Source organism: Pantoea sp. LS15, assembly GCF_012241585.1.
Taxonomy (GTDB): Bacteria; Pseudomonadota; Gammaproteobacteria; order Enterobacterales; family Enterobacteriaceae; genus Enterobacter.
Genome location: NZ_JAAVXA010000017.1, coordinates 43139 through 56672 on the forward strand (window position 1 = coordinate 43139; position 13534 = coordinate 56672).

The following is a 13534-nucleotide window of genomic DNA, read 5'->3' on the forward strand; positions in this document are numbered from 1 at the left end:
AAATGATGCAGTTCTCTAAAATGCATGGCCTTGGCAACGATTTTATGGTCGTCGACGCGGTAACGCAGAATGTATTTTTCTCCCCGGAACTGATCCGTCGCCTGGCGGATCGGCATCTGGGCGTGGGGTTCGATCAACTGCTGGTTGTTGAGCCGCCGTACGATCCCGACCTCGATTTTCACTACCGTATTTTTAACGCGGACGGCAGCGAGGTTAACCAGTGCGGCAATGGCGCGCGCTGTTTTGCCCGCTTTGTTCGCCTGAAAGGGCTAACCAACAAGCGTGATATTCGCGTTAGCACCGCCAATGGTCGCATGGTGCTCAGCGTGACTGATGACGAACTGGTTCGCGTTAACATGGGTGAACCTAACTTCGAGCCTTCGGCAGTACCGTTCCGCGCAAACAAAGCGGAAAAGACCTATATTATGCGTGCGGCCGAGCAGACAGTATTGTGCGGCGTCGTCTCGATGGGTAACCCGCACTGCGTGATTCAGGTTGATGATGTGGAAACCGCCGCCGTCGAAACGCTCGGCCCGGTGCTGGAAAGCCACGAACGTTTTCCGGAGCGCGCGAACATCGGTTTTATGCAGGTGGTGAAGCGTGAGCACATCCGTCTGCGGGTTTACGAGCGCGGCGCGGGCGAAACTCAGGCCTGCGGAAGCGGTGCCTGTGCTGCTGTGGCCGTTGGCATCTCGCAAGGGTTACTGGCAGAAGAAGTTCGCGTGGAGTTACCAGGTGGTCGGCTTGATATCGCCTGGAAAGGACCGGGTCATCCACTGTATATGACTGGCCCGGCGGCACATGTCTATGACGGGTTTATCCATCTATGAAACAACCAGGGGAAGAACTGCAGGAAACAGCGACGGAACTGGACGACAGAGCTGTTGTTGATTATCTGCTGCGCAATCCTGAGTTTTTTATTCGCAATGCACGCGTCGTCGAACAGATGCGCGTGCCGCATCCGGTTCGTGAGACTGTGTCGTTGGTCGAATGGCACATGGCACGCTCGCGCAACCACATCAATCAGCTTGAAGAGAACATGACGCTGCTGATGGAACAGGCCAGCACCAACGAAAGTCTGTTCTATCGTCTGCTGCATCTGCAGGCGCGTCTGGCATCGGCGCACAGCCTTGAAGAGTTCCTGAGTCGCTTCCACCGCTGGGCGCGCGAGCTTGGGCTGGCTGGCGCAACGATTCGTCTTTTCCCTGACCGCTGGCGCATTGGCGCGCCGTCCGGTTTTACTCATCTGGCTCTCAGCCGTCAGGCGTTCGAGCCGCTGCGTATTCAGCGCCTGGGCCACGAACATCACTACCTGGGGCCGCTAAACGGACCTGAGTTGCTGGTGGTATTACCGGAAGCCAAAGCGATTGGCTCGGTGGCGATGTCGCTGATGGGACGCGATGGCGATTTGGGCGTGATGTTATTTACCAGCCGCGATGCGCATCATTATGAGCAGGGGCAAGCTACGCACCTGTTACAAGAGATCGCTCTGATGCTGCCTGAGCTGCTGGAGCGCTGGATTGAGCGCGTATGACGGACGGACTGCTCACCACTGACGTCACGCGCTTTCTGCGTTATCTGGGCGTGGAGCGTCAGCTTAGCCCGATTACGCTGCTGAACTATCAGCGTCAGCTTGATGCCATCATGCAGATTGCCGAAGAGATCGGCCTGAAAAGCTGGCAACAATGTGACGCTGCAACTGTGCGAGCCTTTGTAGTGCGTAGTCGCCGCAAGGGACTCGGCCCGGCGAGTCTGGCACTCAGGCTCTCTGCATTACGCAGTTTCTTCGACTGGCTGGTCAGCCAGGGTGGGTTAAAAGCCAACCCGGCAAAAGGAATTGCCACACCAAAAGCGCCGCGCCATTTACCTAAAAATATCGACGTTGACGATGTGAATCGCCTGCTGGATATCGATCTTAACGATCCGCTGGCCGTGCGAGACCGCGCAATGCTGGAGGTGATGTACGGTGCCGGTCTGCGTCTATCTGAGCTGGTTAATCTTGATTTAAAACATCTCGACCTGGACACCGGCGAAGTGTGGGTGATGGGTAAGGGCAGCAAAGAGCGCCGTCTGCCGATTGGCCGCAATGCGGTCTCCTGGATTGAGCACTGGCTGGATCTGCGCGGGCTGTTTGGCGCGGAAGAAGATGCGCTGTTCCTGTCGAAACTCGGTAAGCGGATCTCAGCGCGTAACGTGCAGAAGCGCTTTGCGGAGTGGGGCATCAAGCAGGGGCTAAACAGCCACGTTCATCCGCACAAGCTGCGCCATTCATTCGCGACACATATGCTTGAATCGAGCGGTGATCTGCGGGGCGTGCAGGAATTGCTCGGCCACGCGAATCTGTCGACCACTCAGATCTATACCCACTTAGACTTCCAACACCTTGCCTCGGTGTATGACGCGGCGCATCCACGCGCCAAACGGGGGAAATAATGCGTTTTTACCGCCCACTCGGGCAGATCTCAGCTCTGACCTTTGACCTTGATGACACCCTTTATGACAACCGCGAGGTAATTCTGCGTACTGAGCAGGAGTCGCTGGCGTTTGTGCAGAACTACCATCCGGCGTTGAAGGCGATGCAGAACAAGGATTTCCAGAAGCTGCGTCAATCCCTGCGGGAGACCGAACCCGACATTTACCACGACGTGACCGAATGGCGTCGCCGTGCGGTGGAGCAAGCCATGCTAAACGTCGGCATGAGTGCGCGTGATGCCGCCATTGGCGCTGAAGCGTCGATGGAAAACTTTGCCAAATGGCGTAGCCGTATCGACGTGCCACAGGAAACCCATGACACGCTGACTGCACTCGCCGAAAAATGGCCGCTGGTGGCGATCACCAATGGTAATGCCCAGCCTGAGCTGTTTGGCCTTGGTGATTACTTCAAATTTGTGCTGCGTGCAGGCCCACACGGGCGCTCCAAACCATTCAGCGATATGTATCATCTGGCGGCAGAAAAACTGAATCTGTCGCTGGGTGAAATTCTGCACGTAGGTGACGACCTGACCACTGATGTGGCCGGTGCAATCCGCTGCGGCATGCAGGCCTGCTGGATCAAGCCGGAAAACGCTGACCTGATGATCGCCTCTGATAGCCGTCTTCTGCCGCACGTGGAAATTTCGCGGTTGGCATCCCTCATGACGCTGATATAATCATCAATTGTTCTGTATAAATTAACAGGGTTTTGGCGAGTAGAAATATTCGCCTGCCCGACATGACGTGACGGTGCCAATGGACGTTTCTTACCTGCTCGACAGCCTTAATGACAAACAGCGTGAAGCCGTAGCGGCCTCGCGTACTAACCTGCTGGTGCTGGCTGGGGCGGGCAGTGGTAAGACGCGCGTGCTGGTTCACCGTATCGCCTGGTTACAGAGCGTGGAGAACTGTTCGCCATACTCCATCATGGCGGTCACGTTTACCAACAAGGCGGCGGCGGAGATGCGCCACCGTATCGCGCAGCTGATGGGCACCAGCCAGGGTGGCATGTGGGTCGGCACCTTCCATGGCCTGGCGCACCGCCTGCTGCGCGCGCACCATATGGACGCCAACCTGCCGCAGGATTTCCAGATCCTCGACAGCGAAGATCAGCTCCGTTTGCTGAAGCGCCTGATCAAGGCGATGAACCTCGACGAGAAGCAGTGGCCACCGCGTCAGGCGATGTGGTACATCAACGGTCAGAAAGACGAAGGTTTGCGCCCGCACCATATTCAGAGCTTCGGCAACCCGGTTGAGCAGACCTGGCAGAACGTCTACAAGGCTTATCAGGAAGCGTGCGATCGCGCCGGTCTGGTGGACTTCGCCGAGCTGCTGCTGCGCGCTCACGAACTATGGCTTAACAAACCGCACATCCTGCAGCACTACCGCGAACGCTTTACCAATATCCTGGTGGACGAATTCCAGGATACCAACAACATCCAGTATGCGTGGATCCGTCTGCTGGCGGGTGATACCGGTAAGGTGATGATCGTGGGCGATGACGACCAGTCCATCTATGGCTGGCGTGGGGCGCAAGTGGAGAACATCCAGCGTTTCCTCAACGATTTCCCCGGTGCACAGACCATCCGTCTGGAACAGAACTACCGCTCAACCAGCAACATCCTGAGCGCGGCCAACGCCCTGATTGAAAATAACAACGGGCGTCTGGGTAAAAAGTTGTGGACCGATGGTGTCGACGGCGAACCGATTTCAATTTACTGCGCATTCAATGAACTCGACGAAGCTCGCTTCGTGGTGAATCGCATCAAAACCTGGCAGGACAACGGCGGCGCGCTGGAACAGTGCGCCATTCTCTACCGCAGCAACGCCCAGTCACGCGTGCTGGAAGAGGCGCTGCTACAGGTGGGCATGCCGTACCGTATTTACGGCGGTATGCGTTTCTTCGAACGCCAGGAAATCAAAGATGCACTCTCGTATCTGCGCCTGATCGCTAACCGTAACGACGACGCGGCTTTTGAGCGTGTGGTGAATACACCAACCCGTGGTATCGGTGACCGTACGCTGGACGTCGTACGTCAGGCATCGCGCGACCGCCAGCTAACGCTGTGGCAGGCGTGCCGCGAGCTGCTGCAGGAAAAAGCGCTCGCCGGACGTGCTGCCAGCGCGCTGCAGCGTTTCCTCGAACTGATTGATGCTCTGGCGCAAGAAACCGCCGACATGCCGCTGCACGTGCAGACCGACCGGGTGATTAAAGACTCCGGCCTGAGAACCATGTATGAGCAAGAAAAAGGCGAGAAGGGCCAGACCCGTATTGAGAACTTAGAGGAACTGGTCACGGCAACGCGCCAGTTCAGCTACAACGAAGAAGACGAAGACCTGATGCCACTACAGGCATTCCTCTCCCACGCCGCACTGGAGGCGGGGGAAGGGCAGGCGGATACCTGGCAGGATGCCGTTCAACTGATGACCCTGCACTCCGCCAAAGGTCTGGAGTTCCCGCAGGTGTTTATCGTCGGTATGGAAGAGGGGATGTTCCCGAGCCAGATGTCGCTGGATGAAGGCGGCCGTCTGGAAGAGGAACGTCGTCTGGCCTATGTGGGCGTGACCCGTGCGATGCAAAAGCTGACGCTGACTTACGCCGAAACCCGACGTCTGTACGGTAAAGAGGTGTATCACCGTCCATCGCGCTTCATCGGCGAGTTGCCGGAAGAGTGTGTGGAAGAGGTGCGTCTGCGTGCAAGCATCAGCCGTCCGGTCAGCCATCAGCGTATGGGCTCGCCGATTGCGGAAACCGACACCGGTTACAAGCTGGGCCAGCGCGTACGCCATTCGAAGTTTGGTGAAGGCACCATTGTGAATCTGGAAGGCAGCGGCGAGCATAGCCGCCTGCAGGTGGCGTTCCAGGGGCAGGGGATCAAATGGCTGGTGGCGGCCTATGCGAAGCTGGAAACAGTCTAACATTCAGAAAAATATAATTTTTTTGTAATAATCTGCTAGCCTTATACATTGAAGGTCAATTAATGCCCTTCAGCGTCCCGTTGCGTGTTGACGCCACAGTTATTGCTGGCGTAACATGCGCGCACGATTACGCTAAGAGGACATTCGCCTTGGACACACCCAGTAGATACTGGCTCAATTCCCTGTCATCCAGGAACAACTCCTAAGGCTATCTCCTCTTGCTGATGGCCTTAGTGGTTGTCAGCGACTTGCATTATTCCCGTCGCGCTGAGTCAGGCTGTTTAATGGTCTGAAACCCAATTTGTTTCTGTGTGCCCACCGAACTGTCCGATATTTTTTGCATTGGGAGTCCCGGTCATGTTGAGCGCATTTCAACTCGAAAATAACCGACTGACTCGGCTTGAAGCCGAAGAGTCACAGCCCCTCATTGATGCCGTATGGGTGGATCTGGTCGAGCCGGACGACGATGAACGCCTTCGCGTACAATCTGAGCTGGGACAAAGCCTGGCGACTCGCCCGGAACTGGAAGACATCGAAGCATCTGCGCGTTTTTTTGAAGATGAAGACGGTCTGCACATCCACTCCTTCTTCTTCTTTGAAGACGCCGAAGACCACGCGGGTAACTCCACCGTGGCATTTACCATCCGCGATGGTCGCTTGTTTACGCTGCGTGAACGCGAACTGCCTGCATTTCGCCTCTATCGCATGCGCGCCCGTAGCCAGGCGATGGTGGACGGCAACGCCTATGAGCTGCTGCTTGACCTGTTCGAAACCAAAATTGAACAGCTGGCGGATGAGATTGAAAACATCTACAGCGATCTGGAAAAGCTGAGCCGCGTCATCATGGAAGGCCATCAGGGCGATGAATACGACGAAGCACTCTCCACGCTGGCGGAGCTGGAAGATATCGGCTGGAAGGTACGTTTGTGTCTGATGGATACCCAACGTGCGCTGAACTTCCTGGTGCGTAAAGCGCGTCTGCCGGGTGGTCAGCTGGAGCAGGCTCGTGAGATTTTACGAGATATCGAATCCCTGCTGCCGCACAACGAATCCCTGTTCCAGAAGGTCAACTTCCTGATGCAGGCGGCGATGGGCTTTATCAACATCGAGCAGAACCGTATCATCAAGATCTTCTCGGTGGTATCCGTGGTATTCCTGCCACCGACGCTGGTGGCTTCCAGCTACGGGATGAATTTTGAGTTTATGCCGGAGCTGAAGTGGAGCTTTGGCTACCCAGGGGCGATTATCTTTATGATCCTGGCCGGGCTGGCACCGTATCTCTATTTCAAACGCCGGAACTGGCTGTAAAAATCTGGCGGGTGGCGCTGCGCTTACCCGCCCTACACAATGCCTACATTCCTCTGCGGATCCGGCGCTGGGTGTAAATCGCATCCGCAACAAAGATCGCCAGTGCCACCCAGATAAAGGCGAACGTCACCATCTTATCCGCACCCGGCACTTCGCCGTAAAACACCACTGCCAGCAGGAACATCAGCGTCGGGCCAATGTACTGGAAGAAGCCCAACGTGGAGAGACGCAGGCGCGTTGCCGCTCCGGTAAAGCACAGCAATGGAATGGTGGTCACCACACCTGCTGCCATCAGCATCAGGTTCAACGACCATGGGTTGCTGCCCATGTGGCTGGTGGCGCTGTCGGCGATACCAAACAGGTAAATTGCCGCGACCGGCAGTAGCCACAGTGTTTCAAACAGCATCCCGGTTTGTGCTTCCACCGCAATCTTCTTACGCACCAGGCCGTAGAACGCAAAGCTGAACGCCAGCCCCAGCGCGATGATCGGTAGTGAACCGAAGGTCCACAGCTGCACCAGTACGCCGCAGAATGCCAGGATCACCGCCAGCCACTGCATACGTCGGAAGCGTTCACCGAGGAAAATCATCCCCAGTACAATGTTCACCAATGGGTTAATAAAGTAACCGAGGCTCGCTTCAAGCATATGGTGGTTATTCACAGCCCAGATAAACAGCAGCCAGTTACCGCCAATCAGCACCGCAGAGAGCGCCAGCAGGAAAATTTTCTTCGGGGTTTGCAGCAGCGTTTTGACGCCCGACCACTGACGGCTGAGGCTCATCAGCGCGATCATAAAGAAGAACGACCAGATGACGCGGTGAGTGAGGATCTCATCGGCCGGTACGTAAGCGATAAACTTAAAGTAGGCGGGTGCGATACCCCAAATAAAATAAGCGGCAAGGGCGAGTAAAACGCCCTGCCGCGTCTGTTTAGCATCCATCGGGAAAATCCGTTACAAAAAAGTGAAGTAATTTTACCCGATTTTGTCGCCTCAACCCACCATATAAGTGGCTGTTGCGCTGGCGATATAAACCTGTTCTTCGTTGTGTAATTCAACACGCGCAACAGCCACTTTATTCCCCGCACGCAACAGGCTGCTGGTGCAGGTAAAGCGATTTCCGCGTCCGGGACGAAGATAGTCGACACGTAAATCAATGGTGCCCATGCGCGACAGGCGCTGACGAAGTTCATCTTCATTGATGGTGTCATGACGCGTCAGTGTACTGCCCACGCAGACCAAACCTGCCGCCACGTCCAGCGCGGAGGCAATCACCCCACCATGCAAAATACTTTGCGCCCAGTTGCCCACCATCATCGGCTGGTTGTTGAAACTCAGTTGGGCAAAATCTTTCTCGTAACGCTCCAGCTCCAGCCCCAGCGCACGGTTGAACGGCATATGGTAAACAAAAATCTCGCCCACGAGTTTTAATACTTCTTCGGCGGTAAGCATGGCTGACATGAGGCATCACATCCTTATTGTTAATGAAATGTTGATTTTATGCCTGAGCAAGCAAGAATTCCACTTTCAGAAACGATGATGCAGAAGTTGCGGCAGAAGTCTGTAGAATGTGCGCCATATAACAATTTAAATCATTTAATACTTTGCAGGAGATCACCACCGATGCGGACGTATCTGGTCTGGTTACTGGCAGCGGTTGCGCTGCCCTTCACAGCATATGCGCAGGAAGCGACAGTCAAAGAGGTGCACGATACACCAGCTGTTCGCGGTAGCATTATCGCTAACCTCCTGCAGGAGCATGATAATCCGTTTACGCTCTACCCTTACGACACCAACTATGTGCTCTATACCTGGACCAGCGATCTCAACAAAGAGGCGATTCGTTCCTATGACTGGGCTGAGAATGCGCGTAAAGACGAGGTGAAGTATCAACTTAGCCTGGCATTCCCGTTCTGGCGCGGCATTCTGGGGCCAAACTCGGTATTCGGTGCGTCTTATACGCAGAAATCCTGGTGGCAGTTATCTAATAGCGGGGAGTCATCGCCGTTCCGTGAAACCAACTATGAGCCGCAACTGTTCCTCGGTTTTGCAACGGATTACGAGTTCGCCGGCTGGACGTTGCGTGACGTCGAGGTAGGTTTCAACCACGATTCAAACGGTCGTTCCGATCCAACGTCACGTAGCTGGAACCGCGCCTATACACGCCTGATGGCGCAGAATGGCAATTTGATGGTGGAAGTGAAGCCGTGGTATGTGGTGGGTAGCACCGATGACAACCCGGATATCACCAAATATATGGGCTACTATCAGCTCAAGATTGGTTATCAACTGGGTGATGCGGTGCTGAGCGCCAAAGGCCAGTACAACTGGAATACCGGCTACGGTGGTGCAGAATTGGGCTTAAGCTACCCGATGACCAAACATGTGCGTATTTATACCCAGGTCTACAGCGGTTACGGCGAGTCGCTCATCGATTATAACTTCAACCAGACCCGCGTGGGTGTGGGCGTGATGCTGAACGATATTTTCTAGACTGCTCGAATGTTTTTGCGTTAAACGTTGAAGTTTCTCTCTCAGGCGCTGAAAATAGCGCCTGTTTCATTTCTGGCATATGGGGTTAATGTGGCGCAGGCGGAAGTATTGAATCAGGAGTCGCTGGCTAAACAGGTTTTGCATGAAACCTTTGGCTACCAGCAGTTCCGCCCCGGCCAGGAAACCATCATTGAAACCGTGCTGGAAGGTCGTGATTGCCTGGTGGTGATGCCGACAGGTGGCGGTAAATCACTCTGTTATCAGGTACCTGCGCTGGTGCTCAATGGCCTGACGGTTGTGGTATCGCCTCTTATTTCTCTGATGAAAGATCAGGTTGACCAACTGCTTGCCAACGGCGTGGCGGCGGCCTGTCTTAACTCCACACAGACCCGCGAGCAGCAGCAAGAGGTGATGGCAGGTTGCCGCACCGGGCAGATCCGCCTGCTGTATATCGCGCCGGAACGCCTGATGCTGGATAACTTCCTTGACCATCTCGCGCACTGGAATCCGGTCCTGCTGGCGGTAGATGAAGCGCACTGTATCTCCCAGTGGGGACACGATTTCCGTCCGGAATACGCGGCCCTCGGCCAGCTCCGTCAGCGCTTCCCCGAACTGCCGTTTATGGCGCTTACCGCCACGGCGGATGACACCACCCGGCTGGATATTGTCCGTCTGCTGGGGCTGAACGACCCGTTGATTCAGGTCAGCAGTTTCGATCGCCCGAACATCCGCTATATGCTGATGGAAAAATTCAAACCGCTGGATCAGCTCTTGCGCTATGTGCAGGAACAGCGCGGAAAGTCTGGCATTATTTACTGCAACAGCCGCGCAAAAGTGGAAGACACCGCCGCGCGTCTGCAAAACCGCGGCTTTAGCGCTGCGGCTTATCATGCCGGGTTAGAAAACCACATCCGCGCCGACGTGCAGGAGAAATTCCAGCGTGATGACCTGCAAATTGTGGTCGCGACGGTGGCGTTCGGGATGGGGATTAATAAACCCAACGTGCGCTTTGTGGTGCACTTCGATATCCCGCGCAATATCGAATCTTACTACCAGGAAACCGGCCGCGCCGGGCGTGATGGCCTGCCTGCGGAAGCGATGCTGTTTTACGACCCAGCCGACATGGCATGGCTGCGCCGCTGTCTGGAAGAGAAACCGCAGGGGCAGTTGCAGGATATTGAGCGCCACAAGCTCAATGCGATGGGGGCCTTTGCCGAAGCGCAAACCTGTCGTCGTCTGGTGCTGCTCAACTATTTTGGCGAAGGGCGTCAGGAGTCGTGCGGTAACTGCGATATCTGTCTTGATCCCCCTAAACAATACGATGGTCTGATGGATGCGCGTAAGGCGCTCTCGACCATTTACCGTGTCAATCAACGCTTCGGGATGGGCTACGTGGTGGAAGTACTGCGCGGTGCCAACAACCAGCGTATCCGCGATATGGGCCACGACAAGTTGCCTGTCTACGGTATTGGCAAGGACCAGAGTCACGAGCACTGGGTCAGTATTATTCGTCAGCTAATTCACCTTGGCTTTGCCACACAGAATATCGCCCAGCACTCTGCGCTTCAGCTTACCGAAGCCGCGCGTCCGGTGCTGCGCGGTGATGTCGAACTTAAGCTTGCGGTACCGCGCGTCATCGCCCTCAAGCCGCGCGTGATGCAGAAATCCTACGGCGGTAATTACGACCGTAAGCTGTTTGCCAAACTGCGCAAGCTGCGAAAAGCCATTGCCGATGAAGAGAATATCCCGCCTTATGTCGTCTTCAACGACGCGACGCTAATTGAGATGGCCGAACAGATGCCGCTGAGCGCCAGCGAAATGCTCAGCGTCAACGGTGTCGGCACGCGTAAGCTCGAACGCTTTGGCAAAGAGTTTATGGCGCTCATCCGCTCACACGCCGATGGTGATGATGAGGAGTAGTCAGCAGGGCGAAAAAGTGCCAGGATGATGACTCACTGAATTATTTCCCCGCGAGCGAATTATGTTAATGCTATTTCTCACCGTGGCGTTAGTGCACATCGTTGCGCTGATGAGCCCGGGTCCTGACTTTTTCTTCGTATCACAAACGGCCGTCAGCCGCTCCCGCAAAGAGGCGATGATGGGTGTACTGGGTATCACCATGGGCGTGATGGTCTGGGCGGCGGTTGCACTGCTTGGTCTGAACCTGATCCTGGCGAAGATGGCGTGGCTGCATAACATCATTATGGTCGGCGGTGGCTTGTATCTGTGCTGGATGGGCTACCAGATGCTGCGCGGGGCGCTGAAGAAAGAAGAGAAAAAACCGGAAGAGCCAAAGGTGGAGCTGGCAACGGGCGGCCGCAGCTTTGTCAAAGGGTTGCTGACCAATCTGGCAAACCCAAAAGCGATTATCTATTTCGGCTCCGTGTTCTCTTTGTTCGTGGGAGATAGTGTCGGCGCGGGTGCGCGTTGGGGGATTTTCCTGCTGATCGTCGTTGAGACGTTTGCGTGGTTCACCATCGTTGCAAGCCTGTTTGCCTTACCGGCGATGCGCCGTGGCTATCAGCGCATCGCGAAGTGGATCGACGGCTTTGCCGGCGCGCTGTTCGCCGGCTTTGGTATTCATCTCATCATTTCTCGCTAAGCGTGACGCGCTGATGCAAGCAGCGCGCCCACCAGCATAAACAGCGAACCAAACACTTTATTCAGGGCCTTCATCTGTTTAGGCCCTTTAATCCACGCCGCAATTCGCTGTGCCAGCGTCGCATAACCAATCATCACGATGATATCGACGATAATGGTGGTCGCGCCCAGCACCACATACTGCATCACCTGTGGTTGATGTGGAGCGATAAACTGCGGGAACAGGGCAGCCAGGAAAACAATGCTTTTCGGGTTGGTCAGGTTTACGAACACCGCGCGTTTGAACAGACGACCACGGGTTTGCGACTGGGCAAGCGTGTTGAGATTAATCGAACCTGCCGCCCGCCACTGCTGAATACCCAGCCAAATCAGGTACGCTGCACCGGCCCATTTCAGTACTTCGAACGCCAGCACAGAGCGGGAGAACAGCGTCCCCAGACCAATCCCGACCAGCACAATATGAATGCCCAGCCCGGTCTGCAAACCGGCGATCGACGCCGCCGCACCGCGATAACCGTGGTTGATGGAGGTAGTCATTGTGTTAATAGCACCTGAGCCCGGTGAAAGGCTGAGGATAATGGATGTCAGCAGGTAGGCGAACCACCACTCGAAGGTCATTTGAAGCTCCCGAACCGTCTATTTTTATGCCACAATACGCTATTGTTGAGTCATTTTGTGACCTGCTACGAAAAAACGATATTCCTTGGCTTACGTGAGTGGAAACCCGATGTTTCAGCAGAAAAAGGACTGGGAAACACGAGAAAACGCATTTGCTGCTTTCTCTATGGGGCCGCTGACCGATTTCTGGCGGCAGCGTGAGGAAGATGAGTTTACGGGCGTCGGTGATATTCCGGTACGCTTCGTGCGTTTCCGCAATGTGAAAAACGATCGGGTGATCGTCGTCTGCCCTGGGCGCATCGAGAGCTACATCAAATACGCCGAGCTGGCTTATGATCTTGTCCATCTTGGCTTTGATGTGTTGATTATCGACCATCGCGGGCAGGGGCTTTCTGGTCGTCTGTTATCGGACACGCACCGCGGTCATGTGGATAACTTCAGCGATTATGTCGACGATCTTGCCGCGTTCTGGCAGCAGGAAGTTGAACCTGGTCCATGGCGTAAGCGCTATATTCTGGCGCACTCTATGGGTGGGGCAATCTCTACGCTATTTTTACAGCGCTATAAGCACCAGTGCGATGCCATTGCGCTCACCGCGCCAATGTATGGCATCGTCATGCGTTTTCCTGACTGGATGGTGCGCCATATTCTCGACTGGGCTGAGGGCCATCAGCGCATTCGTGAAGGCTATGCCATCGGGACGGGGCGCTGGCGTGCATTGCCGTTTGCGATGAACGTGTTAACCCACAGCCGACAGCGTTATCGTCGTAACCTGCGTTTTTATGCCGATGAACCACGCCTGCGCGTTGGCGGCCCGACCTATCACTGGGTCCGGGAAGGTATTCTTGCCGGGGAACAGGTGCTTGCTGGTGCGGGTGATGATGACACGCCAACACTTCTGATTCAGGCTGAAGAAGAGCGTGTGGTGGATAACCGCATGCACGATCGTTTTTGTGAACTCCGCGCTGCCGCCGGTCATCCCTGTGAAGGGGGAAAACCGCTGGTCATCAACGGCGCGTACCATGAGATCCTTTTTGAAAAGGACGCTATGCGCTCAGTCGCGCTCAACGCCATTGTTGAATTTTTCAACAGGTATAACTGATTTTTTATTGAGGTTAAATTTCC

General features: G+C 55.2%; 14 protein-coding genes. 11 read left to right on the forward strand and 3 right to left on the reverse strand.

The genetic code is table 11. The features are described 5' to 3' along the window. The first annotated feature begins 5 nt into the window (after positions 1-5). The 7 genes from dapF (at position 6) to corA (ending at position 6699) form a co-directional block, all read left to right on the forward strand. On the forward strand, positions 6-830 hold the full coding sequence (gene dapF, locus HED65_RS19935; protein ID WP_108091171.1) for a diaminopimelate epimerase: 825 nt from the start codon (positions 6-8) through the stop codon (positions 828-830). Beyond that, positions 827-1534: a DUF484 domain-containing protein gene (locus tag HED65_RS19940; RefSeq protein WP_028018189.1), complete on the forward strand. Its 708-nt coding sequence runs from the start codon at positions 827-829 to the stop codon at positions 1532-1534. The genes dapF and HED65_RS19940 overlap by 4 nt, the downstream gene beginning before the upstream one ends. Next, on the forward strand, positions 1531-2433 hold the full coding sequence (xerC, locus tag HED65_RS19945; protein WP_028018188.1) for a tyrosine recombinase XerC: 903 nt from the start codon (positions 1531-1533) through the stop codon (positions 2431-2433). The genes HED65_RS19940 and xerC overlap by 4 nt, the downstream gene beginning before the upstream one ends. Beyond that, on the forward strand, positions 2433-3149 hold the full coding sequence (gene yigB, locus HED65_RS19950; protein WP_114979872.1) for a 5-amino-6-(5-phospho-D-ribitylamino)uracil phosphatase YigB: 717 nt from the start codon (positions 2433-2435) through the stop codon (positions 3147-3149). Before xerC ends, yigB begins: the two co-directional genes overlap by 1 nt. A gap of 79 nt (positions 3150-3228) precedes the next feature. Then, on the forward strand, positions 3229-5391 hold the full coding sequence (gene uvrD, locus HED65_RS19955; protein ID WP_114979873.1) for a DNA helicase II: 2163 nt from the start codon (positions 3229-3231) through the stop codon (positions 5389-5391). Between the two features lie 149 nt (positions 5392-5540). Then, complete coding sequence (ysgD, locus tag HED65_RS22800; RefSeq protein WP_212743980.1) at positions 5541-5597, forward strand: YsgD/CorL family protein; 57 nt, start codon at positions 5541-5543, stop codon at positions 5595-5597. Positions 5598-5748: 151 nt separating this feature from the next. Continuing rightward, positions 5749-6699 carry a magnesium/cobalt transporter CorA gene (gene corA, locus HED65_RS19960; RefSeq protein ID WP_008501540.1) on the forward strand — a complete coding sequence of 317 codons (951 nt, stop codon included), beginning with the start codon at positions 5749-5751 and terminating at the stop codon, positions 6697-6699. 43 nt (positions 6700-6742) lie between these two features. Here the strand turns inward: corA and rarD are convergent, their stop codons facing one another. Both rarD and yigI read right to left on the reverse strand, forming a co-directional pair. Beyond that, on the reverse strand, positions 6743-7639 hold the full coding sequence (gene rarD, locus HED65_RS19965) for an EamA family transporter RarD (protein ID WP_114979874.1): 897 nt from the start codon (positions 7637-7639) through the stop codon (positions 6743-6745). Between the two features lie 51 nt (positions 7640-7690). Continuing rightward, positions 7691-8158 (reverse strand): acyl-CoA thioesterase YigI, encoded by a 468-nt coding sequence (yigI, locus tag HED65_RS19970; RefSeq protein ID WP_028018184.1) that lies wholly within the window; start codon positions 8156-8158, stop codon positions 7691-7693. Positions 8159-8320: 162 nt separating this feature from the next. Between yigI and pldA the strand changes: the two genes are divergently transcribed. From pldA to rhtC, 3 genes are all read left to right on the forward strand, one after another. Beyond that, a complete protein-coding gene (gene pldA / locus HED65_RS19975) occupies positions 8321-9190 on the forward strand; it encodes a phospholipase A (protein ID WP_114979875.1) in 870 nt (289 codons plus the stop codon). A gap of 90 nt (positions 9191-9280) precedes the next feature. After that, positions 9281-11110 (forward strand): ATP-dependent DNA helicase RecQ, encoded by a 1830-nt coding sequence (gene recQ, locus HED65_RS19980; RefSeq protein ID WP_114979876.1) that lies wholly within the window; start codon positions 9281-9283, stop codon positions 11108-11110. A gap of 61 nt (positions 11111-11171) precedes the next feature. Beyond that, positions 11172-11792, forward strand: a complete 621-nt coding sequence (gene rhtC, locus HED65_RS19985) for a threonine export protein RhtC (RefSeq protein WP_010426287.1) — start codon at positions 11172-11174, stop codon at positions 11790-11792. On the opposite strand, the gene rhtB is transcribed toward rhtC, so the two are convergent. Beyond that, positions 11789-12409 carry a homoserine/homoserine lactone efflux protein gene (gene rhtB, locus HED65_RS19990; protein ID WP_028018181.1) on the reverse strand — a complete coding sequence of 207 codons (621 nt, stop codon included), beginning with the start codon at positions 12407-12409 and terminating at the stop codon, positions 11789-11791. The two genes, rhtC and rhtB, sit on opposite strands and share 4 nt — an antisense overlap. A 109-nt stretch (positions 12410-12518) precedes the next feature. Between rhtB and pldB the strand changes: the two genes are divergently transcribed. Continuing rightward, positions 12519-13511: a lysophospholipase L2 gene (gene pldB / locus HED65_RS19995; RefSeq protein WP_114979877.1), complete on the forward strand. Its 993-nt coding sequence runs from the start codon at positions 12519-12521 to the stop codon at positions 13509-13511. The last annotated feature ends 23 nt before the right edge of the window (positions 13512-13534 follow it).

Coding starts and splice junctions, on each gene's coding strand:
- dapF (WP_108091171.1), top strand. CDS start 6: ATGCAGTTCTCTAAAATGCATGGCCTTGGCAACGATTTTATGGTCGTC.
- HED65_RS19940 (WP_028018189.1), top strand. CDS start 827: ATGAAACAACCAGGGGAAGAACTGCAGGAAACAGCGACGGAACTGGAC.
- xerC (WP_028018188.1), top strand. CDS start 1,531: ATGACGGACGGACTGCTCACCACTGACGTCACGCGCTTTCTGCGTTAT.
- yigB (WP_114979872.1), top strand. CDS start 2,433: ATGCGTTTTTACCGCCCACTCGGGCAGATCTCAGCTCTGACCTTTGAC.
- uvrD (WP_114979873.1), top strand. CDS start 3,229: ATGGACGTTTCTTACCTGCTCGACAGCCTTAATGACAAACAGCGTGAA.
- corA (WP_008501540.1), top strand. CDS start 5,749: ATGTTGAGCGCATTTCAACTCGAAAATAACCGACTGACTCGGCTTGAA.
- rarD (WP_114979874.1), bottom strand. CDS start 7,639: ATGGATGCTAAACAGACGCGGCAGGGCGTTTTACTCGCCCTTGCCGCT.
- yigI (WP_028018184.1), bottom strand. CDS start 8,158: ATGTCAGCCATGCTTACCGCCGAAGAAGTATTAAAACTCGTGGGCGAG.
- pldA (WP_114979875.1), top strand. CDS start 8,321: ATGCGGACGTATCTGGTCTGGTTACTGGCAGCGGTTGCGCTGCCCTTC.
- rhtC (WP_010426287.1), top strand. CDS start 11,172: ATGTTAATGCTATTTCTCACCGTGGCGTTAGTGCACATCGTTGCGCTG.
- rhtB (WP_028018181.1), bottom strand. CDS start 12,409: ATGACCTTCGAGTGGTGGTTCGCCTACCTGCTGACATCCATTATCCTC.
- pldB (WP_114979877.1), top strand. CDS start 12,519: ATGTTTCAGCAGAAAAAGGACTGGGAAACACGAGAAAACGCATTTGCT.